A 24,434-nucleotide genomic window follows, 5' to 3' on the forward strand; every position below is an offset into this window, starting at 1 on the left:
TCTCCTTCAGTTGGTGGTGTAGCGCCGGTGCGAACCGGCGCGGTCGACCTTTCCGCTGGTGGTGTAGGCCAGTTCGGGCACGACGGTGATCCGGCTGGGCACCAGGTGGCCCGGCACCCGGTCCCGCAGGTAGTCCCGCACCTCGGCGGCCAGCCCGCTCTCGGCGCCCCGGCCGGACTCCGGGTCCTGGACGCCCCGGCCGGACTCCGGGTCCTCGGCGTCCCGGCCGGTCGGCGGGCGGGGGACGACGTACGCGGCGAGCGTGGTGTGGTCGGCGACCGTGACGCCCGCCACCGCCACCGCGCCCACGCCCGGATGGCCGGCGATGTGCGCCTCGACCTCGGCCGGGTCCACCCGGATGCCCCGGATCTTGAGCTCGTGGTCGAGCCGTCCCTCGTGGACGAGCGCCCCGCCGCCGGTCACGGTGACCCGGTCCCCGGTGCGGAAGAACCGCCCGCCGCCCGCCTCCGGGACGACGAAGCGCGCGGCGGTCGCCTCCGGCAGGCCCAGGTAGCCCAGTGCCAGGGCCGGCCCGCCGACCAGCAACTCGCCCTCCGCGCTCACCCGCTGCTCGACGTGCGCGAGCGCCCACCCGATCGGCACCCGCTCCCCCGCCGCCGACACCCGCTCCCCCACCGCCGAGCCGGACGAGTCCGCCGACGCCCGCTCCCCCACCGCCGAGCCGGACGAGTCCGCCGGCGACCGCTCCTCCGCGACCCCGTCGGCCATCGGGCCGTGCAGGTCGATCGCGTGCGTGATGAGCGTGGTCTCCGTGCACCCGTAGGTGTTGAGCAGGCGGACGCCGCCGGTGTCCAGGGCTCGCCAGTCCGCCAGGCGCGACGGGCTGACGGCCTCGCCGCCGATGATCACCAGCCGGACGCATGGAGGCAGCGCGGCCCCTTCGTCGGCCAGGTGCCGTACCAGCTCGTGCCAGAACGCCGTGGGCAGGTCCAGCACGCTGATCCGCTCCTCGGCGACCGCGCGCGACAGCCGGCGGAACGAGCCCGAGTGCGCGCCGTCGTGGAAGACCAGCGCCGCCCCGCCGGTCAGGGCGGGCAGGATCTCCTCCAGGCAGGTGTCCCAGTTCAGCGAGGCGAACTGGAGCACCCGGTCGGCCGGGGTGATGCCGAACAGCTCGCGCAGCGCCCCGGTCACGACGGAGATCGCCCGCCTGGGCGTCACCACGGGCTTGGGCGCGCCGGTCGAACCGGAGGTGAACAGCACGTACGCGGGCGCGTCCCCCGCGACGACCGGCAGCTCGCCCGCCGGGTCGTCGCCGGGGTCGCCGTGATCGGGCGGCTCGATCACCCGGACGCCGTCCGGGGCCCATGCGTCCGGCCCGGACGCGAGCAGCGTGCGGCAGCCGGCCGCCGCCAGCATCGCCTGCCGGCGGGCCCGCGGGTGTGCCGGGTCGACGGGCACGTACGCGCCGCCCGCCGCCAGCGTGCCGAGCAGCGCGGCCACGGTCCCCGGCGTGCGGGACGCCGGCACGCCCACCGCCCCGGGATCGGGCCCGAGCCGCCGGGCGATCGCGCGGACCCAGGCGGCCAGCTCGGCGTAGGTGACGGTGCGACCGTCGTGGACCAGGGCCGGACGATCGGGATGGAGCCCGGCCGTGCGGGCGAACTCCTGGAGAACGTCGTGGTGCGGTTCGGACAACGCTGCCTCTTCCCCGGGGTGACGCGACGGGGCCGGCCGCGCGTCGGCGCGTCTGTCAGCCCGTGTCAAGCGAATGTGGAGCGAACCCAAGCGAGATCGCGTTCAGAGTGCAGCAGGGCGCTGCACGGGGGCTTGATGGCGTCAGGATTTCGGCTGTACTGCCTGTCATGTCTCCTGTATGGCGGCCTGCGACGTGGCAAAGGGGAAATGCGATATGTCAGACGAAACAGCACGGGCGGGTCTGGCGGACGTACTGAAGATCGGGCTCCTGGGGGCGGTCCGGGCATGGCGGGGGCGCCAGGAGATCCCGCTCGGGCCGCCTCGGCAGCGCGCGGCGCTGGCCCTGCTCGCGCTGGACGCGGGCCGGCTCGTCTCGGTGAACCGGCTGATCGAGGGCCTGTGGGGCGAACGGCCGCCGGCCGGGGCGCGCAACCTGGTGCAGGGGTACGTCTCCCGGCTGCGTCCCCTCCTGGCCGCGGCCGGCGTCACCATCGCCTACCGCCCGCGCGGCTACCAGCTCGGCCTGGACCCCGGACAGGTGGACGTGCACGAGTTCCGGACGGCGGTCACCCGGGCGCGCGCCGGGGAGACGGCCGAGCGGCAGGCCACCGGGCTGCGCCGCGCCCTGACCCTGTGGCGCGGCGAGCCGCTGACCGGCGTCTCCGGCGGTGAGCTGCTGGACCGGCTGCGCGACGCGCTGGCCGAGGAACGCCTCGGCGCCGTCGAGGAGTGCCTGGACGCCGAGGTCCGGGCGGGCCACGCGGCCGTGCTGGTCCCCGAGCTGATCGCGCTGGTCGCCGAGCATCCGTTCCGCGAGGGGCTGGTCGGCCTGCTCATGCTGGCGCTGTGCCGGGCCGGCCGCCGCGTGGACGCGCTGGAGCGCTACGAGCGCACCCGCCGCCGCCTCACCGAGGAACTGGGCCTCGACCCCGGCCCCGAGCTGCGGCAACTGCACCAGCGCATCCTGCGCGGGAACGTTCCGCCGATCAGGCCGGCCGATTCCCGGGAAACGGTGACGCCCGCCCAACTGCCGCCCGCCCCCGGCCAGTTCACCGGCCGCACGGCTCAGCTCCGGCTGCTCGACCTGCTCACGCCCGGCGGCGACCCATTCGCGCCCGGCGGCGACGCGCCCGCAGACGGAGGCGACCCGTTCGCGACCGGCCGCGACCCGCTCGCGGGCGGCGGCGACCCGGCCGCCGGGGGGACGGCGATCTCGGTGCTGACCGGCGCGGGCGGGTCCGGCAAGACGGCCCTGGCCCTGCACTGGGCCCACCGCAACCGCCACCGTTTCCCCGACGGCCAGCTCTACGTGGACCTGCGCGGGCACTCGGCCGAGCGGCCGCTGCTGCCGATCGAGGCGCTCGGCCGGTTCCTGCGCGGGCTGGGCCTGCCCGCCGAGCGCGTGCCCGGCACGGTGGAGGAGGCCAGCGCGGCCTACCGCAGCCTGCTGGCCGACCGGCGGGTGCTGGTCGTGCTGGACAACGCCGGCAGCGAGGAGCAGGTCCGCCCCCTGCTGCCCGGCGGACGTCGCTGCGCCACCGTGATCACCAGCAGGGACCGCCTGGACGGCCTGGTCGCCCGGGACGGCGCGATCCCCGTCCCACTCGGCGTGTTGTCCACCGGCGAGGCGGTCACGCTGTTCGGCGGGATCCTCGGCGGCGAACGGCTGGCCGCCGAGCGGGACGCGGCGCTCGACCTGGCCAGGGCGTGCGGCCGGCTGCCGCTGGCGCTGCGCATCGCCGCCGCGGGCATCCTCGGCAGGCCGGGCGGGGACGCCGCCGGCGACATCGCCGGTCAGGTGCGCCGGCTCACCGGCACCCGATTATCGGCCCTGGCGGTCACCGGAGATCCGCACGCGGCCGTGCGCGGCGCGTTCGACCTGTCCTATCACCGCCTGGATCCGGCGGCGCGGCGGCTGTTCCGGCTGCTCGCGCTCGTCCCCGGGCCCACGTTCACCGCGGGGGCGGCCGGCGCGCTGGCCGGGACCGTCCCCGCCGAGGCCGAGCGGCTGCTGTCCGGGCTCGCCGCCGCGCACCTGGTCGAGGAGCCGGAGCCGGGCCGGTACACCTTCCACGACCTGATGCGGGAGTACGCCCGCGAACGCGTGCTGGCCGAGGAGTCCGCGCCGGGACGGGCCCGCGCCCTGGACGCGCTGATGGCCTGGTACCTGCGGATGGTCCGGGAGGCCGGCGACGTCGCCTACCCCCACCTGCTGCGCGCCCCCGCCGACGGCTCCGCCCGCCCGGCCGCCTTTCCCGGCGCCGCCGCCGCGCTGGCCTGGCTGGACGCCGAACGCGCCAACCTCGTCGCCGCCGTGCGGAACGCCACCGACCATCCGTACGCCTGGCGGCTCATCGACGCCATGAACGGCTACCTCGACCTGACCGGCGGCCAGCCCGGCTGGACGGACGTGCTGCGGGACGTGCGGCGGGCCGCCCGCGCGGCCGGCGACCACCTGGGCCAGGCGGCCGTCGGGCACTGCCTGGCCGCCACCCGGTGGCGGGCCGCCGAGCTGACCGAGGCGGTCGCTGAGCTGCGGGGGGCGTTCACGGCCGCCGAACTGGCGGGCTGGCCGGAGGGGAAGCTCGCGGCGCTGGCCGCGCTCGGCGTGGTCCACCTCCAGCAGGGCAGGCTCGGCGCGGCCCGGCGGCTGCTGACCCTGGCCGTGGACGGCTCGCGGCGCTCCGCGCGGGTGGGGGCCGTGCCGCTCGTCGACCTCGGGCTGGCGCTGACCCAGATGGGCCGGCTCGACGCCGCCGAGGAACGCCTGAGCGAGGCGGTGTCGCTCTGCCGCGACCGCGGACTGCCGGCGACCGAGGCCGCCGCGCTGGCCAGCCTCGGCAACGTGCTCCGGCTGACCGGCCGGCTGGGCGAGGCCGTCCGGTGCCTGACGGCGGCGCGCGGGCTCGGCGCCGCGATCGGCGAACGGTACCAGGCCGACCTGTGCCGGGAGCTGGCCGACGTGCACCTGGACGCGGGCCGGCGGGCCGACGCGCTCGGCTACGCCGAGGAGGCGCTGCGGCGGGCGCTGGCGGTCGGCGATCCCAAGCTGGAGCTGGACGCCCTGCTCGGGCTCGGCCGGATCCGCTGCCAGACCGACCCCGGAGCCGCCGTCGGGCAGCTGAACGCCGCGCTGGAGCGGGCCCGCGGCATCGGCGCCGCCGTGGGCCAGGCGGACGCGCTCGTGGGGCTGGCCGTGGCGCGTACCCGCCTGGACGAGCACGTGACCGCCATGCGCGACACGCTGGCGGGGCTGGCGCTGGCCAGGAAGGCGGGCGCGGTGCTGGTGCAGGGCGCGGCGCTGGCGGCGGGCGCCGAGGCGGCGCTGGCGGCCGGCGACCCGGGCCTGGCCATCTCCTACGCCGCCCGCGCGGCCCGCGTCCACGCCGGCTGCGGCTACAAGCTGGGCGAGGCGCGGGCCCTGGTGACGCTGGGACGCGCCCACCGCCGCACCGGCGACGAGCCGGCCGCCGAGCGGTTCCGGGCACGGGCCGGCGACCTGTTCACGGCGGTCCTGGACCCGCCACCGGCCCGGCCCGCCGAGGTGGCCGCGGGCCGATGACCGGCCCCGCCGGGATCAGCCTCGCGGGGATCAGCCTCGCGGGATCGGCCTCGCGGGCATCAGCCCGCGGGCATCAGCCCCGCCGGGATCAGCCTCGGCGGGATCAGTCTCGCCGGGATCAGTGGAGGACGCCGTGCTCCGCGGCCCAGGCGGCGACCTGCGTGCGCGAGCCGAAGTTGAGCTTGAGCAGGATGTTGGCGACGTGCCGGGCGGCGGTGGCCGGGCTGATGAACAGCTCCTCGCCGATGGCCCGGTTGGACAGCCCCCGGCTGATCAGCACGACGATCTCCCGCTCGCGCGGCGTGAGCACCGACGCCGGGCCGGCGGCAGTGCCCGACGCAGTGCCCGACGCAGTGCCCGACGCGGGCCCCGACGCGGGCCGCGCCGCGCGCTGGGCCGGCCGCTCGCCCCGCAGGCCGTAACGCAGGGCCTCCTCCTCCGTCATGCCGCCGCCCATCGTCCACCAGAGCTGGACCTGCCCCTCGCCGGCCTGCGCGCGGGCGCGGGCGAGCAGCGGCTCGGGCGTGGCGGAGGTCCACACGGGCAGCCCGAGCCGCTCCTCCATGGCCTTGGCCGCGGCCCACAGGCGTACGGCGGTCTCCAGGTCGTGCTGCTTCTCGGCCAGGACGGCCAGCGCGACCAGCGCGGAGATGATCGGCAGGTGCTGGCCCATGGACCGGCTCAGCGTCACGCACCGGGCCAGCCGCGCCCTGGCCCGCTCCGCCTCGCCCTGGCGGGCCAGGACCGCGCCGAGCAGCCCGAGACTGGTGGCGAGGACGGGCTTGGCCCCCATCTCCTCGGCCAGCTCGGCGCACTCCTCCAGGTGGCGGCGGGCGCTGTCGAGGTCGCCGAGGAAGTCGGCGAAGCGGCCCAGCTCCAGGTGGGCCCTGGTGACCCCCCACCGGTGGCCGAACCGGGAGTAGACCTCGATGGCCTCCTCGCCCCTGGTCAGCGACTCGCGCCGGAGGCCCTGGAAGGCGGCCACCCCGGACAGCAGCAGCCGGGCCGACGCCTCGATCAGGCCGTTGCCGACGCGCAGGGCCAGGTCCAGGGCCTCCTCGCCGCGCTCGGCGGCCAGCGCGATGTCGCCTTTGGTGCCCACGTACATGCCGGCGATCACGAGGGTGAAGGCCAGCATGAAGTCGTCGCCGGTCGCCCGGCGCAGCTCCAGGGCGCGGGCGGCCGACTCGCCGCAGGCGGCGGCGTCCTGCTGCTCGTAGGCCAGGTTGGCGTGGTGGAGCAGGGCCTCGGCGGACAGGTCGCGGAGTGGGCGGGCGGCGGGCAGCGCGAGCAGGCTCTCGTACCAGCGGCGGCCCTCGGTCAGCTCGCCGAACCCGGCCCACAGCGGCATGTAGCCGCATGCCAGCCGCAGGCCGGGCTCGGCCAGGCCGGACTCGACGGCCCAGGAAAGGGCCTCGCGGGCGTTGCCCAGCAGGTCCTGGAGCGCGAGCAGCCGGGCGTAGCGCTGCGGCCAGGTCAGGCCGGGCGTGGCCCACACGTCGCGGCCGTGGTGGTGGGCGAGGTCGGCCAGGCCGTGGAGCAGCCGGTCGCGCAGCTGCCGGGTCTCGCCGGCCGACTCCAGCTTCCCGGCGGCGAACTGGCGGGCCGACTCCAGCAGCCGGTAGCACGAGCTGCGCTGGTCGAACAGCACGAGCGACTTGTCGACCAGGCCGCTGAGCACGTCGAGGATCTGGGCGGCGGCCAGGCTCGGCCCCGCACAGACGGACTCGGCCAGGTCGAGGGTGAACGGCCCGCTGAACACCGCGAGCCGCCTGAAGAGCACCTGCTCCTGCGGCGAGAGCAGGTCGTGGCTCCATTCCAGGGTGGCCAGCAGGGTGCGCTGCCGGGCCGGCGCGGTACGGCCGCTCGCCGTCAGCAGCCGGAACCGGTCGTTGACCCGGGCCGAGATCTGGCCGGGCGACATCGCGGCGGTCCTGGCCGCGGCCAGCTCCAGGGCCAGCGGCAGGCCGTCGAGTGCGTGGCAGAGCCGGGCGATGTCGCCGGCGTTGGCGCCGGTGACCGCGAGCCCCGACCCGGCCGACCGCGCCCGGTCGAGGAAGAGCTGCACGGACTCGACCCGCTCGACCTCCTCGGCCGCCTCGGCCGGGCCGGGCAGCGCCAGCGGCGGCACCCGCCACACCAGCTCGCCGGGGATCTTCAGCGGCTCCCGGCTGGTCACCAGCAGCCGCAGGTCCTCGCAGGAGGACAGCAGCCGCTCGGCCAGCTCGGCGCACGCCTCGACCAGGTGCTCGCAGTTGTCCAGGACGAGCAGCGGCTTCTTGCCGCGCAGGAAGTCGACCAGCGTGTCGAGCAGCGGCCGCACGCCCTCCTCGTGCACGCCCAGCACCTTGGTGATCTCGTGGACCAGCAGGTCGGCCCGGGTCAGCCTGGACAGCTCGGCCAGCCAGACCCCGTCGGGGAAGGACGGGACCAGCCGGGCGGCGATCTGCAGCGCGCACCGGGTCTTGCCGGTGCCTCCGACGCCGCTGAGCGTCAGCAGCCTGACCTCACCGACCAGCCCGCACAGCTCGTCCAGGTCCCGTTCCCGGCCGATGAACCTGTCGGGCTCGGCGGGAAGGTTGTGTCTGAGCAACGTCACCATGATCCTCATGTGTCTGGACCCCAGGATTGGCACCCAGTGTGACACCGCCCTCACGAGCTGTCAGAGGTTTGCCCCAAGCGCGGGACCGGGGCGCGGACCGGGACGACCCGCAGCCGCGCGTCGATCAGCAGGGTGACGTCGTGCTCGGCGATGATCCTGCGGCACTCGGCGGGGTCGGGCTCGTGCGCCGCGACCAGCCGCGCGCCCGCGCCGAGCACCATGTCGTAGGCCCGCAGGTCGGCCCCGGCGACCAGGACGACGTCGGCCGCGCCCACCTTGCGGGCGGTGGTGAGCCGGGCGGTGGGCTCGATCGGGCCGTCGGCGCCGAGCAGGCTGTCGAAGCCGGCCGTGCCGGGGATGCCGGTGAAGGAGTAGACCTGCCGGATGTCGGCCTCCTGGGCGATGGCGTCGGCGTCGTCCCGGTCAGTGATCATGATGCGGGCGCCGGCGGCGGCCGGTCCGCCGGGGATGGACACGACCACGCCGCCCGCGGCGAGCACGGCGTACCCGGCGACGGGCAGGTGGCAGCCGCCCCGCAGCAGCACCACCACCGGGTCGCCGGGGCGCAGGCCCCGCCGCCGCAGGCCCTGGGCGGCCTGGCGGGCGCGGACGGCGAGCGTGCCGTACGTGAGCGTGGCGCCGCTCGCGGCCTCGGCGACCGCCACCCGCGGGCCGAGAGCGGCGGCCCGCAGCAGGACCGTCTCCGTCCAACCAGTCATGGCACCCAGGCTAGGAAGGGGGCGGCCGGGCGGCATGGTCCAGAGTGTGTAACCGGGTGTGTAATCCGGCCGCGGCCATACCCGATCGCGCATGGCTTGAGCCCGCGCGGGGGCGGCGCGCGTACCTCCTGACGGCAGATCCCGGTTCCGGTTTCGGAGGTACGTCATGCACCGCAGAGTCGCCCTGCTCGCCGTCGTCGCGCTCGCCGTGGCGGGCGCGCCGGTCCCCGCGCAGGCAGGGACCGCCCTGGACCGCGGGCCCGTGGGCTGGTCGGGGGCCGGTTCGTCGTCCCAGCGCAGGACCGTCATGGAGTACTGGACGCCGGAGCGCATGCGGGCGGCCAGGCCGCTGTCCGCGCCCGTGCCGCGCCGCGGGACGTCCTCCGGCGGGCCGACGCAGGGCACGCCCTGGGCGACGCGCGGGGTCACGGGCAGCCGCCGGATCACGACCTCGTCCTTTACCGGCTCCCGGACCGGCGGGGCGGCCTCCTCGCTCGCCGGAAGCACGGCGGCGGCCCGCCGGGCGGCGCCCGCGCAGGACAGTCCGGGCCAGGCGTGGGCCGACGGGGGCGGCGTCGCCCGCACGGTCGGCCGGGTCTTCTTCACCACCGCCGAGGGGCGTACGGCCTCCTGCTCGGGCACCGCGGTGACCAGCGCCAACCAGAGCGTGGTGATGACCGCGGGCCACTGCGTCAAGATGAACGGCGCCGCCCACCGCAACTGGGTGTTCGTCCCGGGCTTCGACGACGGCCGCCGCCCGTTCGGCACGTGGGTGGCCACCCGGCTGCTGACCACCCAGCAGTGGAACACCAGCGAGGACATCAACTTCGACGTCGCCGCCGCCGTGGTCGCGCCCTTGCAGGGACGCACGCTCACGGACGTCGTCGGCGGCCAGGGCGTGGCCTTCAACCAGCCCACCGGACGGCAGATGTTCTCCTTCGGATACCCGGCCGCCGCCCCCTTCGACGGCTCCGACCTGGTGTTCTGCAGCGGGCGGGTGTTCAAGGACCCGGTCAGGACCCGCGACCAGGGGCTGCGCTGCGCGATGACCGGCGGGTCGAGCGGCGGGCCGTGGTTCGAGGGCTTCGACACCGCCAGCGGCCTCGGCTGGCTGAACTCCGTCAACAGCTTCAAGTACGACTTCGCCCCCGACTTCATGTTCGGCCCGTTCTTCGGGAACGAGGCCATGGCCGTCTACCAGGCCGCACAACGCTCCGGCGCCGCCTGACCACCGCCGGCGTCCCCTGACTGATCTGTTTTGGGCCCCCCGGCCGGTATTCCGGCCGCGCGGCGGACGCTCTGACCCGGCGCACGAACGCCATCACGCCGTCAGGCGACCGACGGGGGACCACGTTGACCCAGACCAGTGCCGACGCCCATGCCGCGTCCCGCCTCCGCCCGGTGGCGGTGCTGCGGTTGCTGGCGGGCCGGGGCGCGTTCCGGGCCGGTACGCAGGTCGCCGCGGCGGCGCCGGCGGCCGTGTGGGACGGGGTGACGTTCGGCCACTACGCCACCGCGCTCGGGTTGTGCGGATGGCTGCTCCTGGTCGCGGACGCGCCGGAGAAGGCGGCGCTGAAGACGCTGGCGCGGGTCAGCCGGACCGGCCCGGCGGTGGCCCGGCTGACGGCGGCCATGTCCGCCGCGCCGGTCGCGGTGCTGCTGGCGGTGCTCGTTCCCGTGGCGGTGGCCGCGCCGTCGTCCGTGGCGGCCCTCTGTCTCGCGGCCGGGGCGTGGTCGGCCTGCACGGGCCTGCTGATGACGGTCTCCGGGCTGCACCGCGTACGGGGCCGGCCGGTGCTGGACACGGCGGCCTTCGCGGCGAGCGGCGGCGTGGTGCTCGCCGTCACCGCCGCCACCCTGTGGTTCGGCTGGCCGCCGCTGACGCACCTGCTGCTCGTCCTGGCGGGGACGGTCGCGGTGACCTGCGGGGCGCTCGCGGCGCTCCCCCGCGACTGGCTGCGCCGTCCCCCCGGCCGCGGGCGGCGGGCGTTGCTGCGTCCGCTGTCGCGGGCCGCCTGGTTGCTGGGGGCGGCCGACCTGTGCGACGCGCTCTGTTTCGCGGTCGTGTACCTGGTGCTCGGCGCCTCGGGGCGGGCCGGGCAGAGCGGCGTGCTGTATCTCGCGCTGCTGCCGGCGGTCGCGGTCTGCCAGCTCGTGATCTACCTGCTGCGGGTCGCGCAGCCCGCGACCTCGCGACGGCTGCGCGGGCTCGCCGGACGGGCCGGGCGGGCGCGGGCGGCACGGCTGCTGGGCCGGGCCGCGTGGGCGGGGGCCGCCGTCGCCGTCGCCTGCGCCGTCCTGCTCGGGTGGGGGCTCGCGACGTCGCCGCCGGTGCTGGCCGGGCTGGTCGTCGTCGTTCTCGCGCTGTTCCTGACTGTGATGTACGCGGCCTACCTGGTGGAGAACACCAACAACGACGTGCTCGCCGTGACGTCGGCGGGCGCGTTCGCCGGGCTGACGGCCACCGCCTCGCTGGCGGTCGTCGTCGTGCCGTGGTCGGGGGCGACCGGGGGCCTGGTGGCGCTCGCCCTCGGGGTGCCCGTGAAGGCCCATGTGATGCGCCGGATGCTGATCTCGCGGAACTCGGAGTGACGACATGTACGTAATGGGCATCTCCCGGGCGCACGACTCCGCGGCGGCGCTGGTGCGCGACGGCGAGATCGTGGCGTTCGCCGAGGAGGAGCGGCTCACCCGCGTCCGGCACGACGGCCGGTTCCCCCGCCGGGCGGTCGCGTACTGCCTGGAACAGGCGGGGATCGGCCTGGACGAGGTGGACCACGTGGCCTTCCACGAACAGCGGACGGGCTCGCCGTCCGGCTGGGAGGTCAAGGAGGCCGCCGGGCACACCGGGCCGGCCGGGTTCGGGGTGCACCGGGTGGACCACCACCGCGCGTACGCGGCCGGCGCCTTCCACGTGAGCCCGTTCGACTCCGCCGCCGTGCTCACGATGGACGGGACCGGCACCGGCCTGGCCGTCGCCGACGGGGACCGGATCAGGCACCTGCGGCACGTCGGTCACCCCCACGCGCTGGGCGCCCTGTACGCGGCGGTCACCGGCTACCTCGGCTTCCGTCCCGGCCTGGACGAGGACAAGGTGATGGCGCTGGCGGCGTACGGCGGCGACACCTACGTGCAGCCCTTCGCCGACCTGCTGCGCCTGACCCCGTACGGCGGCCACGAGCTGGACCTGAGCTGGTTCGACCCGGATCCTGGCGGCGGGCGGCACACCGTCTCGGCGAAGTTCCTCGACGCCTTCGGCCCGCCGCCCCCGCCCGCCGGTGAGACCCTCACCCAGCACGCCGTGGACGTCGCCTTCGCCCTCCAGGCCACCCTTGAGCGAGCCGGACTGCACCTGGCCCGATGGCTGCGCGAGACGACCGGGGCGACCCGGCTCGCGGTGGCCGGCGAGACGGCGATGAACCCGATGCTGAACGGCCGCCTGCTGGCCGAGTCCGGCTTCGAGGAGCTGTTCGCCCAGCCCGCCGCCGCCGCGCTCGGCGCGGCGCTGGAGGTGAGCGTCGGCCGGTACGGCCGGCCCCGCCCGGCGGGCGGTCACGTCTTCGCCGGGCCCGGCTTCACCGCGGAACGCATGGAGAAGGCGCTGCGCGACGCGGGCGTGGACTACCGGCGGCCGGACGACATCGCCGGGCACGCCGCCGCCCGCATCGCCGACGGCCTGATCGTGGGCTGGTTCCAGGGCCGGACGGAGTGCGGGCCGCGCGGCCTGGGCAACCGCTCGCTGCTGGCCGACCCGCGCGACCCCACGTCCGCCGCGCGCATGAACGAGCGGGTCAGGCGCCGCGAGCCGTTCCTGCCGCTCGCGCCGTCGTGCCTGGCCGAGCGGTCCGCGGACTACTTCGCCGAGGGACATCCCTCGCCGGTCATGCTGCTCGGGTTCGACGTGCTGGACCACCGCCGCGGCGAGGTGCCCGCGATCACGCACGTGGACGGCAGCGCCCGCGTGCAGACGGTGAGCCGCGCCGCCAACCCGCTCTTCCACTCCCTGATCACCCGCTTCGAGGCGCTGACCGGCGTGCCGATGCTGGCCGGCGCCTCCTTCCGCGACGACGACGAGCCGATCGTGTGCACGCCCGAGGACGCCGTCGCCTGCTACCTCAGGACCGGCGCGGACGCGCTGGCCCTCGGCCCGTTCTGGGCCCGCAAGCAGCGGACGGACGACTGGGACGACCGGGAGGCGGGCCGATGAGCGGCGCGAGGTCCCTGGTGGTGCTCGGGGCCGCCGACGGCTCGCTGTCCACCTACCGGGCGGCGGCCGGCCTGGGCCTGCGCACGATCGCGGTCGACCGTTCGGCCGGCGCGCCCGGCGTCGCCCTCGCCGACGAGTACCTGCCGGTCAGCACGCACGACCCGGCCGCCGTCACGGCCGCGCTCGCCGGGCGCGCCGACCTGGCGGGCGTGGTGGCGCCCGCCAGCGACGTCGCGGTGCCCGCGCTGCGCGCGGTCGCCGACGCGTACGGGCTGCCGGGCCGGCTGTCGGAGACGGCGGCGCGGGCCTCGGTGGACAAATGGGTGCTGCGCGGCATCCTCGACGACCTGGGCGTGTCCTCCTACCCGTGGATCGTCGGCGACGACCCGGCCGACCTGGCCGTCCGGGCGCGCGGGCTGCCCTTCCCCGTGGTGGTCAAGCCCGCCGACGCCCAGAGCGGGCGCGGGGTGAGCAGGTGCGCCTCCCCCGGCGAGGTGCGCGCCGCCGCCGAGGAGGCCCGGCGCAGCTCGTACGGGGGGCTGGTGATGGTCGAGGAGGAGATCCGCGGGATCCTGTGCAACTGCGAGTGCGTCGTGGACGACGGGCGCGTGGCGTTCGTCGCGACCAGCCTGCAGACGGTGAGCCCGCCGCCGCTGGTGCTGACCACGAGCCGCCGGATGCCGGCCGGGCTGCCCGGCGGCGTCCTGGACACCACGCGTTCGATCATGGACAAGGTCTGCGAGCGCCTGGACTACCGGCGCGGCCCGCTCAACCTCGACCTGATCGTCACCCCGGACGGCCGGCCGTACGTCATCGAGCTCGGGCTGCGCACGGGCGGCAACGGCACCGACGACATGGTGCGGTCCTGCTACGGCGTCGATCCGGTGCGGGCCGCCGTGCAGGCGGCGGTCGGCCTGCCGATCGAGCTGCGCCCGCACCCGCCCCGGCCGGTCCTGTGGCAGGTGCTGACCGCCGGGCGGGCGGGCGAGCTGGTGTCGGTGTCCGGGGTGGCGGCGGCCAGGGCGCTGCCGGAGGTGGCCGAGCTGGTGCTGCTGGCCCGCCCCGGGCAGCGGGTGCGGCCCTACCGCGACGTCTCCGACCGGCTCGGCTGGTTCGTCGTGCACGCCTCCGGCCCGGCGGAGCTGGACGCGGCCGCCGCCGCCGTGACCCGGGCGCTGCGCTTCGAGGTGCGCGGCGATGGGCGGCGCTGACGTGGCCCGCCCGGCCGGCGAGGCGGCCGATGTACCGCGTTGAGGTGGCGGCCTCGATCGGCGAGGTCGGGGCCGGGGAGTGGGACGCGCTCGCCGACGGCGTGCCCTTCGTGCGGCATCACTGGCTGGCCCTGGCCGAACGCGTCCTGTCCGGGCACCGGCCGCGCTACCTGCTGGTCCGCAAGGACGGCGGGCTCGTGGCCGCGGCGGTGTGCGCGCTGGAGCACCGGCTGCACAACCCGGTGCTGGAGTCCCGGTTCGGGCGGCTGACCAGGAGGTGGCCGTTCCTCCAGGTCCAGGCGCCGATGACGGCGACGTCCGGGCTGCTGGGCGGTGCGGGGCCGCAGCGGCGGGTGCTGCTGCGGGCGGTGCGGTCGCTGGTCAGGCGCGAGCGGCTGCTGTTCTGCGTCGTCGACCACCTGCCGTACGCCGCCGGGCAGCCGGGCTACAGCCGCCTGGGCTGGTTGCCGGAGACGCTGCTGGACCTGACGTGGCCGTCGTACGAGGCGTACCTGGACCACCTGCCGCGCAAGAGGCGGGCCGAGATCCGGCGCACGCAGCGCCGGGCCGCGCGGGAGGGCATCGAGGTCCGCCCGGTGACGGCCGGGCCGGGCGGGCAGCCGGACCGGCTGCTGGACCGGCTGGGCCCGATGGTGGCCGCGGTGGACCTCCGCCACGGGCCGCACGTCTTCTACCGGCCGGGCCTGTTCGCCGAGGCAGCCGGCGCCCTGGGCGCGGACCTGACCGTCCTGGCCGCCCGCCGGCACGGCGCGCCGGCCGGCTGCGTCGCCCTGCTGCGCGACGGCGACGAGCTGGTCGCCCGGTGGATCGGGCGCGACTACGCCCTCACCGAGGGCACCGCCGTCTACCACGCGCTGCTCACGGCGTGCGTACGGGCCGCCGTCGGCTCGGGCGCGCGCAGGCTGCGGCTCGGCGGCGCGGCGTACGAGACGAAGAAGCAGTTCGGGGTGCGGCTGGAGCCGCGCAGCCGGTTGTTCGCCGCCCGCAGCGAGCTGGTCACCCGGCTCGTCGGCGGGCTGGGCCACCGCCTCGACCCGCCGCAGCTCCCGCCATCCAGCACGTGACCCGGAAAGGACGAGGGCCGGTGCGCGCCTCCTATCTCCCTTCGCTGACCCTGGACGAGTACCTGCGCCTGGTCGCGACCGTCCACCCGCAGTTGCACGCCGTGCTGGACTTCGAGCGGCCGGGCGCGGCGCGGGCGCTCGGCGTGCTGGCCGCGACCAGCAGCGAGTTCGACTCCGACCGCGACGGGCGCGGCGACTCCTACCGCCGGGCGCAGCAGGACGCGCTGGTGCGCTGGACCGGCATCCGGGCGCTGCTCGGGCTGCTCGCCCCCGACCCGGCGGCCGGGCCGCCGCTGCTGCTGGACGTCCTCGGCGGGGACGGGACGGTCGCGCGGGCGGCCGCCGGGCGGCTCGGCAGCCTGGACGCCAAACCGGCGATCATCACCGGCGACCTGTCCGGCCAGATGGTCGACCGGGCCCTCGCGCAGGGGCTGCCCGCGGTGCGCCAGGCCGCCCAGTTCCTGTTCCTGCGGGAGGGGTCGGTCGGCGGGGTGCTGCTGGCGTACGGAACCCATCACATCCCCCCGGCCGACCGGCCGGGCGCGGTGGCCGAGGCGGCGCGGGTGACGCGGCCCGGCGGCCGGATCGTGCTGCACGACTTCGACGACTCCGGCCCCATGGCGGGCTTCTTCGCCCGGGTCGTGCATCCGCACGCGGCGGGCGGGCACGCCTACCGGCACTTCACCCGGCCCGGCCTGGCCGCCCTGTTCGCCGACGCCGGCCTGCCGGTACGAGTGCTCGACCTGTACGACCCGCTGATCGTCCGGGCCGGGAGCGAGCAGGCCGCCAAGGAGCGGATGTGCCGCTACGTCGCCGACATGTACGGCCTGGGCGCGTACTTCGCCGCCCTGGCGGACGTCGAGGCGGCCTGGCGGGTGCTGGAACGGCACTTCGACCACGGGACGCGCCGGCCGCCGGAACCCGCCGCACCGCCCCGCCCCGTCGTCTACCGGCGCGACGGGCAGTACGTGGCGGAGGTCCCGAGAACGGCCCTGATCGCCCTGTCCACCAGACCCGCCGGACGTCTCCCGGCGTGAGCCGCCGCTCAGCGCTCGCGGGGCTCCGGGGGCAGCTCGCCCGCGAAGACGCGTAGCTGGAGGGCCAGCGTGGCGTAGTAGCCGACCAGGGTGGTCAGCTCGAACAGGCCGCGCTCGCCGAGCGCCGCCGTGACCGCCCGGTAGTCCTCCTCGCCCAGCGTCCCCGTCCGGGTCAGCTCGCGGGCGGCGAGCACGGCGGCGCGTTCGGCCGGGTCGGCCAGGCCGGGCGGACGTCCCTCGCGCACCGCGGTCAGCTCGGCCTCGGTCAGGCCGCAGGACCGGCCCACCGCCTCGTGCGCGTCGCGTTCGAAGTCGCTGCCCCAGTGGGCGGCGACCACGAGGATCGCCAGTTCCCTGGCCCGGCCGGGCAGCACCGAGCCGTAGCGCACCGCCGCGCCCAGCGCCTGCAGCGCGCCGCCGACCGGCGGGCTCAGCAGCATGGCGTTGAACGGGCCGCGCAGCCGTCCTTGCTCGTCGGCGAGGGGGAAGACCTGAGGGCCCGCCGCCCGGGGGCCGCCGGTGATGGCGCGGTAGACCTCGGCCTGGGCGTCGTCCAGGTCCTGCGGGGGAAGGGCGGGCAGCCGGGCGGTCATGCGGTGCTCCTGTCTCGCCGACGACCCGGGCACCGGGCTGCGCCGGCGGGTGGACCTGCGGTGACGTCTCGCCCTCGGGTGCCGGTGGCGCGGTTAGCCGGGGCCGGATCACGGAACATCCTAGGTCTCTAGCCGCGCGGCCGTCTTGGAGATCATGACCATGGAGTTCGCCACTCCCCGCCACCGCCATCGCCGTCCGCAGGGGCGTGCCTCGTGACCAGGACCGGGGTTTCCGGGCCGCTGCTGGTCGTGCTCGGCCTGCTGTCGGCGGTGGCGCCGCTGGCCACCGACATGTACCTGCCCGTGTTCACCGACCTGGCGGCCGACCTGGGGGCGGGGGCGGCCGGGGTGCAGCTCACGCTGACCGCGTTCCTCACCGGGCTGGCGCTGGGGCAGCTCGTCATCGGGCCGCTGTCCGACCGGTTCGGCCGCCGCCGGCCGATCCTGCTGGCCACCGCCGCGGCCCTGGCCGCCTGCGTCCTGTGCGCGCTCGCGCCGGACATCCGGACGCTCGTCGCCCTGCGTTTCGTGCACGGGTTCGCCGGGTCGGCGGGCATCGTCATCGGCCGCGCGGTGGCGGCCGACCTGACGTCCGGCCGGGCCGCGGCGCGGATCTTCTCGCTGCTGGCCTCGGTGGTCGGCGTCGCGCCCGTCGTGGCCCCGCTGATCGGCGGCGCGCTGTCGCCCGCCGGGTGGCGCGCGGAGTTCTGGGTGATGGCCGGGATCTCGGCCGTGATGCTGCTCGGTTCGGCGCTCGTCGTGCCCGAGACGCTGCCGCCCGGACGCCGGCACGCGGGCGGCCTGGCCGCCACCGGGCGGACCGTGCGGCGGCTGTTCGCCGACCGGGGCTATCTCGGTTACGCCTTCTCCTTCGCGTTCGGCTTCGCGGGGCTGATGGGGTACATCTCGGCCTCGCCCTTCGTCGTGCAGAACGTCCTGGGCCTGTCCACCCCCGCCTACACCGTGACGTTCGCGGCCAACGCGCTGGGCATGACGCTGACCGGCCTGGCCGCGGCGCGCCTGGTGCGCCGGTTCAGCCCGGAGGGGCTGCTGCGGACCGGGCAGGGGGTCGTGCTGGGGCTGTCGGCCGTCCTGCTGGTGCTGCTGGGGGCGGGGATGGCCGCGGTGGCGGTGCTGCCGGTGCTGTTCGTGCTGGTCAGCTCGTTCACGCTGATCATGGGGAACGCGGCGGCGCTGACGGTGGGGCGGGCGCCGTACGCGACCGGCACGGCGGCGGCCGTGATGGGCGCGTTGCAGTTCGCGCTCGGGGCGCTGGTCTCGCCGCTGGTCGGCCTGGGCGGCGCGGGCACCGGGCTGCCGATGGGCGTCACGCTGGTCGTCAGCGCGCTGCTCGGCATCGGCGCCCGCCTGCTGACCCGGGGCCTCCCGGAGACCGGCCCCACCGCCGCCGAGGCCCCCGCCCGCGGCTGATCCGGCGTCCTCGTGGCCCGCTTTCAGGGGGCCGGGTGGGTGCGCAGGGCCGTGACGAGCCAGTCGAGGGCCGGGGCCGACGGGGTCGGGGGCGGCCAGGCGTTGATCACGGCGAGCAGGCGGAGGTAGCGGTCCCTGCGCGGGTCGTTCGCCGCCGTCAGCCTGGCCAGCAGCCGCCGCCGCAGGCCGGCGTCGTCGGGACGGCCCAGGAGGCGTGCGTACTCGCCGGCGACCGCCGTCACGACCGGCGCGGACTCGGGCGCGGCGGGGTCCACGCCCGCCGCCAGCGCTTTCCCGGCCGCCCACACGCCCACCGACACGGCGTCCCGCCGCACCCCTTCCCCATGGCCCGCGGCCTGGTCGGTGGCATGGTCGGTGGCGTGGTCGGTGGCGTGGTCGGTGGCATGGTCAGTGGCGTGGTCGGTGGCGTGGTCGGTGGCGTGGTCGGTGGTCAGGTCGTGCAGCCTCGCGCGGAAGGACGGGTCCGCCATCAGTTCGGCCAGTTCCAGCCACGCCTCCACCTGCTCCGGCTCGGCGTCGTCCGGCAGTTCGGGGGTCAGCGAGACCCTGATCCCCGCGAGCCCCGGCCCGGCGTCCGGGACGGCGGCGTCCAGGAAGTCGCCGACCAGGCGGCGGCGTTCGTCCTCCGACAGTCCTGCGAGTCTGTGCATGAGCTCCATCTCCTCGGGTCCCGAGCCGCGCCGGGCCACCGCCGTCAGCACCGCGCGCCGCACCCGCAGCGTGCGGATCCGCACCGCCAGGGCCTCGGCGTGCGCCGCCGCGACCTGCGCGAGCGTCAGCTCGCGGTCCACGACCTTGCGGACCGTGACCAGGTCCACCCCGAGGTCGCGCAGCGTGCGCACGAGGTCGAGGCGGGCCGCGGCGGCGGCGTCGTAGAGGCGGTAGCCGGCCGGACTGCGTTCCACCGGCGGCACGATCCCGCGGTCGGAGTAGAACCTGATGGTCCTGACCGGCAGTCCGGTCCGCCGCGCCAGGTCGCCGATCGTGTAGAGGGTGCCGCCGTCCATGGCTCCACCCTGGCGTCTCCCCTTGGTGGAGACTCAAGCGCCTCCCTCGTTGCGCGGCGGCGGACGATGACCGTAGTGTCAAGCCTCGGATCGTGACTGGCGTGATCGTAAGGTGGGACTGACCACCGGGGAGCGGTCCTGGACGTCGCCGCGCGCCTGGGTGCCCTCACTTCGACGGCTCGGGAGAAGTCATGGCTGAAGAGCACCCCCATTCCTACGGCGCCCACGACGCGGCCACCGTGTCGGCCGCCTACCGCAACGCGCTCGACGTGATCGGCGCGGTGGAGCCCGGCGTGGCCGGCGCGATCCGCGCCGAGCTGGCCGACCAGCGCGCCTCGCTGAAGCTCATCGCGAGCGAGAACTACGCCTCCCCGGCCGTCCTGCTCACGATGGGCACGTGGCTGTCGGACAAGTACGCGGAAGGCACGATCGGGCACCGCTTCTACGCCGGCTGCCAGAACATCGACACCGTCGAGCAGCTGGCGGCCGACCACGCCAAGGCCCTGTTCGGCGCCGAGCACGCCTACGTCCAGCCCCACTCGGGCATCGACGCCAACCTGGTGGCGTTCTGGGGCATCCTGGCCCATCGGGTGGAGGCTCCGGCCCTGGCCGCCGCCGGGGCGCGGCACGTCAACGACCTGTCGGAGGACGACTGGGAGACCCTGCGCAGGGCCCTGGGCGACCAGCGGGCCCTCGGCATGTCGCTGGACGCGGGCGGTCACCTGACCCACGGCTTCCGTCCCAACATCTCGGGCAAGATGTTCCACCAGCGCTCCTACGGCACCGATCCGGAGAGCGGCCTGCTCGACTACGACGCGCTGCGCGCGACCGCCCGCGAGTTCCGCCCGCTGGTGCTGATCGCCGGGTACTCGGCCTACCCGCGGCGCATCGACTTCGCCCGCATGCGGGAGATCGCCGACGAGGTGGACGCCGTCCTGATGGTGGACATGGCGCACTTCGCCGGGCTGGTCGCGGGCAAGGTGTTCACCGGCGTGCACGACCCGGTGCCGTACGCGCACGTCACGACGACCACCACGCACAAGTCGCTGCGCGGGCCGCGCGGCGGCCTGGTGCTGTGCCGGCGCGAGTACGCCGACTCGATCGACCGGGGCTGCCCGATGGTGCTGGGCGGCCCGCTCGGCAACGTGATGGCGGCCAAGGCCGTCGCCCTGGCCGAGGCCCGGCAGTCCGCGTTCGCCGACTACGCGCGGGCGGTGGCCGGCAACGCGGTCGCCCTGGCCGAGGGGCTGTCGCGGCGCGGCGTACGGCTGGTCACCGGCGGCACCGACAACCACCTGGTGCTGCTCGACGTGTCCACGTACGGGCTGACCGGCCGGCAGGCGGAGTCGGCGCTGCTCGACGCCGGGATCGTCACCAACCGCAACGCGATCCCACGCGACCCCAACGGCGCCTGGTACACCTCGGGCATCCGGGTCGGCACCCCGGCGCTCACCTCGCGCGGGTTCGGGACGCAGGAGTTCGACCAGGTCGCCGAGCTGATCGTCGGCGTGCTGACCGACACCACGCCGTCGGCCACCTCCAAGGCCAGGTACGACCTGCCGCAGAGCACCGCCGAGAAGACCCGCGCCGCGGCGGCCGAGCTGCTGGCCGCCCACCCGCTCTACCCGGGCCTCGACCTGGGCTGACGCGCCTGCCGCCCCGCCCCGCTCACTCCGGGCCGCGACGGGCCCGTCCCGCGAAGTAGGCGGCCGCCGTCCGGGTGTGGGCGGGGAACGCCAGCTCGGCGGGCCCGTCGATGACCAGCCACTCGCTCGTCTCGTCCGTGGCCTCCATCGGCGGCAGCGCGGACGCGGTGACGCGCGGGCCGAGCCCGAAGATCAGCACGGTTCCGTCCGGGGCGCTGACCACGTCGAAGAGCGTGACGTCGGCGGCCTCGGCCACCACGCCGGTCTCCTCGCGCAGCTCGCGCACGGCCGCCTGCTGCCAGGACTCGCCCAGGTCGATGAACCCGCCGGGCAGCGCGAGCTCGCCGCGGCGCGGCTCGACGTCCCGGCGTACGACGAGCAGGCCGTCGTCGACGGGCAGCAGCGTCACCGCGACCGGCAGCGGGTTGAGGTAGCTGGTGTTCCCGCAGGCCGCGCAGGTGCGGGGCCAGGGCTGGCCGGGGGCGAAGGCGGCGCCGCAGAAGGAGCAGTACGCGTTCCTGATCACGCCGCGATCCTAGAGCCCGGCCCGAGGAACGCACCGGCTCGCGCCCGCCGACGCCCGCCCGCCGACGCCCGCCGACGTCCGCCCGCGTCCGCCCACGTCCGGCCGGCCGGCCCGATGGCCGCCCCGGCCGGACGGCGGTGCCGCGGGGTCAGCCGGCGACCGAGCGGTCCGCGCGGCTGACCAGGGGGTTGCCGCGGTGGGGTTGCCAGGCGGCGCGCAGGCCGCGCAGCTCCTCCCGGACGCGGGCCGAGGAGATCAGCCGGAGGTCGTCGCTCAGGTCGAGGACGGTGGCCGCCGCCTGGTCCACCTCCCCCGCGCGGAGGAGGGATTGGGCGGCCCGCAGCCCGATCAGCGCGCGGGTGCGCAGCTCGACCGGCCGTCTGGCCCGCATGGACGCGGCGAAGTGGCGGGCGGCGGTGGCGTGGTCGCCGAGCTGGGTGAGGGTCAGGCCGATCTGGTGCTCCAGGGACTCGCGCCGGTAGTTGCCCGTCCACTCCGACTCGGGGGCGGAGTCGGCGCGTTCGAGCTGGGTCTCGGTACGGCTGAGCAGCCGGAGCGCGTCCCAGCGGGTGCCGGCGGCGGCGTGGGTCTCGGCGCGCATGCCGGTGATCCACGCCTGGGTGCGGGCGGGGCCGTGCCCGGCCAGCGCGGACGAGGCCGCCTCGGCCAGGGCCAGCGCCTCGCCGTCGTGGCCCAGCTCGGCCGCCTGGACGGCCATGCTGCGCAGGGCGGTGGCGCGCAGCAGCAGGTCGGCGGCCTCGTCGGCGAGCCGCACGCTGCTGATGTAGTAGCGCTGGGCCAGGGCGTGGGCGCCGGCGTCCATGGCCATGTAGGCGGCCAGGTAGCTCAGCTCGGCGGCGGCGGCGAACAGGTCGGGCCTGCGGCGGCCGGTCGTGCCGTGCAGCAGGGGCGTGACCTCGCGGGACAGGTAGGCGGCGACCGCGGCGCGGGCGTGGCCGCCGCCGTAGCGGTCGTCCAGGTCGGCGAAGGCGCGGGTGGTGGCGCGGATGCGTTCGACGTCGCCCGCGCCGGCCCGGCGGGCGGCCGCGCGGCCGGCCGCCCGCTGCGCGGACAGGACCGATAATCCGGATAAGCCGGATAACGCGGCCAGGGTGAACGTGCGCCGGTTGAGCAGGTCGTCCTCGCCCAGCACGGCGAGCCGGGCGACCGGGTCGCCGCGCCAGGGGTCGTCGGCGGACGGCGGCCCGCCCGGCTCCGGCCAGCCCAGATGCGCCGGGCGCAGGCCGGGCCGGCCCAGGCGGCGGCGGAACGCCTCGACCGCCGCGCGCACCGCCTCGGGGCGCGGGATCGTGCCGGTCAGCCAGTGGCCGACCGCCGAGCGGTCGTAGTGCACGCGCTCGCCACTCTCGGCGGCGACGGCGTTGACGTGCCGCGCGGTGGCCGCGTGCGTCCAGCCCGCCTGCTCGATCAACGCCGCCAGCGCCCGGTTGACGACTGGGTGGGTACGGCGGGGCGGCATCTCGTCTTCACATCGCTTCACATCACTGTGGCCTCGACGGTGCGCCGGACGGGGCGCACCGTCAAGAGTGCGGGCCGTGCTCCTCGTGGGACGGCCTCGATCGGCGGACGGCGAGGGAGGGGCTGATGGACGGGCTGCACGGCGCGGGCCGGCACGAGACCGGCCTGGAGGAGGCGGCGCAGGAGGAGCTGACGGCCGCGCTGGCGGGCCGCCCGCTGGTCTGCGTCGAACGGTTCAGCACCGCGCTGCGCACCGGCTACACCGGCCCGGCCCCGGTCGAGGCGCTGCGCCCGGCGCTGAGCATCGGCTGCTACGCGGCGTGGGACCCGGCGCTGCCCGGCATGGTCGTCGCCGCCGAGGAGCGCACCAGGACGCGGTCGGTCGCCGAGCGGCACGCCTGGCTGCCCCGCGTCCGGCACGAGGCCGCCCGGCACCTGCTCAAGCTGGACCGCCCGCCGGTCGTCTTCACCTGGTACGACAACGCCCGCCTGCGCGAGCTGGCCGGCCCCGGCGGGGTCGTCGCGGCCATCGACGCCGACGTGCGGGCCGCGATCGAGGCCAAGCACCTGCTGGACGACCTGCTGCGAGCGGCCGGCGTGCCAGCGGTGGCCCGCGTCCCCTGCGTGCACGTCGAGCGGCTGCCCGGACTGGCCGAGCTGCGGCGCGCGGTCGGCACCGAGCGGGTCGTGGTGCAGGCGGGCCGGCGGGCGGACCGGCACGGCACCGTGGTCGTCGCGGGCGAGGACGACATGCCGCGCGCGGCCCGGCTGCTCGGGCCGTACCGGGTGGCGGCGTACGTGCCGGGCTGGCCGTGCACGATCGCGGTGCTCAGCGTCCCCGACCGGGACGGCGGCGTCCGGGTGTACGCCGACCGCCCCGCCCACACCTCGGCCGGGATCCCCGAGCTGGGCGCCGGGCCGATGCGCAGCACCGGCGACGACTGGTCGCGCCCCTGGCCGACGCCCGCCGCCGCGCTGCTCATCGAGTGCGCCGAGCGCATCGCGTTCTGGGCCTGGCGCAGGTACGGCGCGGCCGGCCTGTTCAGCGTGGAGGCCATCCTCACCCCGGGCGAGCGGGTCTGCCTGACGGCGATCAAGTGGCGGCACCAGGAGGGCACCGAGGTGTCGTCGGTCAACCAGCAGGCCGCCGGGCTGCCCCCGTTCGTGCTGGCCCACCTGTCGGTGATGCTCGGCGGGCCGGTGACCTGGCTGGGGGACGCGCAGGAGTTCAACCAGCGCACGCTGCTGCGCTCGGCCCGGCCGGGCGGGCCGTTCCACGTCCGGGTCCGCCTGGCCCGCGACACGCCCGTCCGCGTGTCGGCCGCCCACGGCCCCGGCGTCTACCGTCTGGACCGGTCGGGGAGCCTGCGGTGGGTGCGGCGGGGGGCGCACCCGTCGCAGGCGCGGGCGAGCCAGGGCGAGTTCCTGCTGGCCAACCTGCCCGAGCCGGACGTCGTCTGCCATCCGGGGGCCGACCTCGCCACCGTCGAGGGCGTCGCCGAGGGCGCGGCGCACCCGTTCGACGGCCCGGACACCGCCTCCCTGGCCACCCGGCGGATCGTCGCGGCCGTCGAGGACCTGTTCGACGAGGTCAAGGAGCTCTGATCGGCAGATTGCCGCAGGGAGCCCGCGGACCGATGAGTTCTCCC

Annotated in this window: 17 protein-coding genes and 1 riboswitch; of the genes, 10 read left to right on the top strand and 7 right to left on the bottom strand. The window is 76.3% G+C overall.

Annotated features, from left to right (window positions below; all coding sequences use genetic code 11):
* Positions 1-6: 6 nt before the first annotated feature.
* Complete coding sequence (locus tag ACFYYW_RS13665; RefSeq protein ID WP_387648281.1) at positions 7-1,659, bottom strand: amino acid adenylation domain-containing protein; 1,653 nt, start codon at positions 1,657-1,659, stop codon at positions 7-9.
* 214 nt (positions 1,660-1,873) lie between these two features.
* Here ACFYYW_RS13665 and ACFYYW_RS13670 point away from each other — a divergent pair, with 214 nt between their 5' ends.
* Complete coding sequence (locus ACFYYW_RS13670) at positions 1,874-5,221, top strand: BTAD domain-containing putative transcriptional regulator (protein ID WP_387648284.1); 3,348 nt, start codon at positions 1,874-1,876, stop codon at positions 5,219-5,221.
* Positions 5,222-5,339: 118 nt separating this feature from the next.
* On the opposite strand, the gene ACFYYW_RS13675 is transcribed toward ACFYYW_RS13670, so the two are convergent.
* Both ACFYYW_RS13675 and ACFYYW_RS13680 read right to left on the bottom strand, forming a co-directional pair.
* Entirely contained in the window at positions 5,340-7,814 is a 2,475-nt protein-coding gene (locus ACFYYW_RS13675; RefSeq protein WP_387648287.1) for a LuxR C-terminal-related transcriptional regulator, read from the bottom strand.
* A gap of 59 nt (positions 7,815-7,873) precedes the next feature.
* Positions 7,874-8,542, bottom strand: coding sequence for an AMP-binding protein (locus ACFYYW_RS13680; RefSeq protein ID WP_387648290.1), 669 nt, complete (start codon positions 8,540-8,542; stop codon positions 7,874-7,876).
* Between the two features lie 166 nt (positions 8,543-8,708).
* Between ACFYYW_RS13680 and ACFYYW_RS13685 the strand changes: the two genes are divergently transcribed.
* The 6 genes from ACFYYW_RS13685 to ACFYYW_RS13710 all read left to right on the top strand — a co-directional run bounded on the left by ACFYYW_RS13685 (position 8,709) and on the right by ACFYYW_RS13710 (position 16,082).
* The gene (locus ACFYYW_RS13685; protein ID WP_387648293.1) at positions 8,709-9,770 is read left to right on the top strand and encodes a trypsin-like serine peptidase; all 1,062 of its coding nucleotides are present in this window, start codon (positions 8,709-8,711) and stop codon (positions 9,768-9,770) included.
* A gap of 125 nt (positions 9,771-9,895) precedes the next feature.
* Entirely contained in the window at positions 9,896-11,134 is a 1,239-nt protein-coding gene (locus tag ACFYYW_RS13690) for a hypothetical protein (RefSeq protein WP_387648296.1), read from the top strand.
* A gap of 4 nt (positions 11,135-11,138) precedes the next feature.
* Positions 11,139-12,749 carry a carbamoyltransferase gene (locus ACFYYW_RS13695; RefSeq protein WP_387648299.1) on the top strand — a complete coding sequence of 537 codons (1,611 nt, stop codon included), beginning with the start codon at positions 11,139-11,141 and terminating at the stop codon, positions 12,747-12,749.
* A complete protein-coding gene (locus ACFYYW_RS13700) occupies positions 12,746-13,960 on the top strand; it encodes a hypothetical protein (RefSeq protein WP_387648302.1) in 1,215 nt (404 codons plus the stop codon). Before ACFYYW_RS13695 ends, ACFYYW_RS13700 begins: the two co-directional genes overlap by 4 nt.
* A gap of 29 nt (positions 13,961-13,989) precedes the next feature.
* Positions 13,990-15,045 (top strand): GNAT family N-acetyltransferase, encoded by a 1,056-nt coding sequence (locus ACFYYW_RS13705; protein ID WP_387648305.1) that lies wholly within the window; start codon positions 13,990-13,992, stop codon positions 15,043-15,045.
* Between the two features lie 20 nt (positions 15,046-15,065).
* Positions 15,066-16,082 (top strand): class I SAM-dependent methyltransferase, encoded by a 1,017-nt coding sequence (locus ACFYYW_RS13710; protein ID WP_387648308.1) that lies wholly within the window; start codon positions 15,066-15,068, stop codon positions 16,080-16,082.
* Between the two features lie 8 nt (positions 16,083-16,090).
* On the opposite strand, the gene ACFYYW_RS13715 is transcribed toward ACFYYW_RS13710, so the two are convergent.
* Positions 16,091-16,675, bottom strand: a complete 585-nt coding sequence (locus ACFYYW_RS13715) for a carboxymuconolactone decarboxylase family protein (RefSeq protein ID WP_352329788.1) — start codon at positions 16,673-16,675, stop codon at positions 16,091-16,093.
* Positions 16,676-16,888: 213 nt separating this feature from the next.
* Here ACFYYW_RS13715 and ACFYYW_RS13720 point away from each other — a divergent pair, with 213 nt between their 5' ends.
* Positions 16,889-18,106 (top strand): multidrug effflux MFS transporter, encoded by a 1,218-nt coding sequence (locus ACFYYW_RS13720; RefSeq protein WP_387648311.1) that lies wholly within the window; start codon positions 16,889-16,891, stop codon positions 18,104-18,106.
* A gap of 23 nt (positions 18,107-18,129) precedes the next feature.
* Here ACFYYW_RS13720 and ACFYYW_RS13725 read toward each other — a convergent pair whose 3' ends face one another.
* Positions 18,130-19,134: a MerR family transcriptional regulator gene (locus tag ACFYYW_RS13725; protein WP_387648314.1), complete on the bottom strand. Its 1,005-nt coding sequence runs from the start codon at positions 19,132-19,134 to the stop codon at positions 18,130-18,132.
* Between the two features lie 82 nt (positions 19,135-19,216).
* Positions 19,217-19,303: riboswitch (ZMP/ZTP riboswitch) on the top strand.
* A 22-nt stretch (positions 19,304-19,325) separates the two neighbouring features.
* Here ACFYYW_RS13725 and ACFYYW_RS13730 point away from each other — a divergent pair.
* Positions 19,326-20,780 (top strand): glycine hydroxymethyltransferase, encoded by a 1,455-nt coding sequence (locus ACFYYW_RS13730; protein WP_364417835.1) that lies wholly within the window; start codon positions 19,326-19,328, stop codon positions 20,778-20,780.
* 22 nt (positions 20,781-20,802) lie between these two features.
* On the opposite strand, the gene ACFYYW_RS13735 is transcribed toward ACFYYW_RS13730, so the two are convergent.
* Both ACFYYW_RS13735 and ACFYYW_RS13740 read right to left on the bottom strand, forming a co-directional pair.
* The gene (locus ACFYYW_RS13735; protein WP_352328157.1) at positions 20,803-21,306 is read right to left on the bottom strand and encodes an NUDIX domain-containing protein; all 504 of its coding nucleotides are present in this window, start codon (positions 21,304-21,306) and stop codon (positions 20,803-20,805) included.
* Between the two features lie 148 nt (positions 21,307-21,454).
* Positions 21,455-22,786, bottom strand: a complete 1,332-nt coding sequence (locus tag ACFYYW_RS13740; RefSeq protein ID WP_387648318.1) for a hypothetical protein — start codon at positions 22,784-22,786, stop codon at positions 21,455-21,457.
* Between the two features lie 125 nt (positions 22,787-22,911).
* On the opposite strand from ACFYYW_RS13740, the gene ACFYYW_RS13745 reads away from it, so the two are divergent.
* A complete protein-coding gene (locus ACFYYW_RS13745) occupies positions 22,912-24,390 on the top strand; it encodes a hypothetical protein (protein ID WP_387648320.1) in 1,479 nt (492 codons plus the stop codon).
* The last annotated feature ends 44 nt before the right edge of the window (positions 24,391-24,434 follow it).

Origin of the sequence: Nonomuraea sp. NPDC001831 (assembly GCF_042892035.1) — a bacterium.
In the GTDB taxonomy this organism is placed as follows: Bacteria; Actinomycetota; Actinomycetes; order Streptosporangiales; family Streptosporangiaceae; genus Nonomuraea.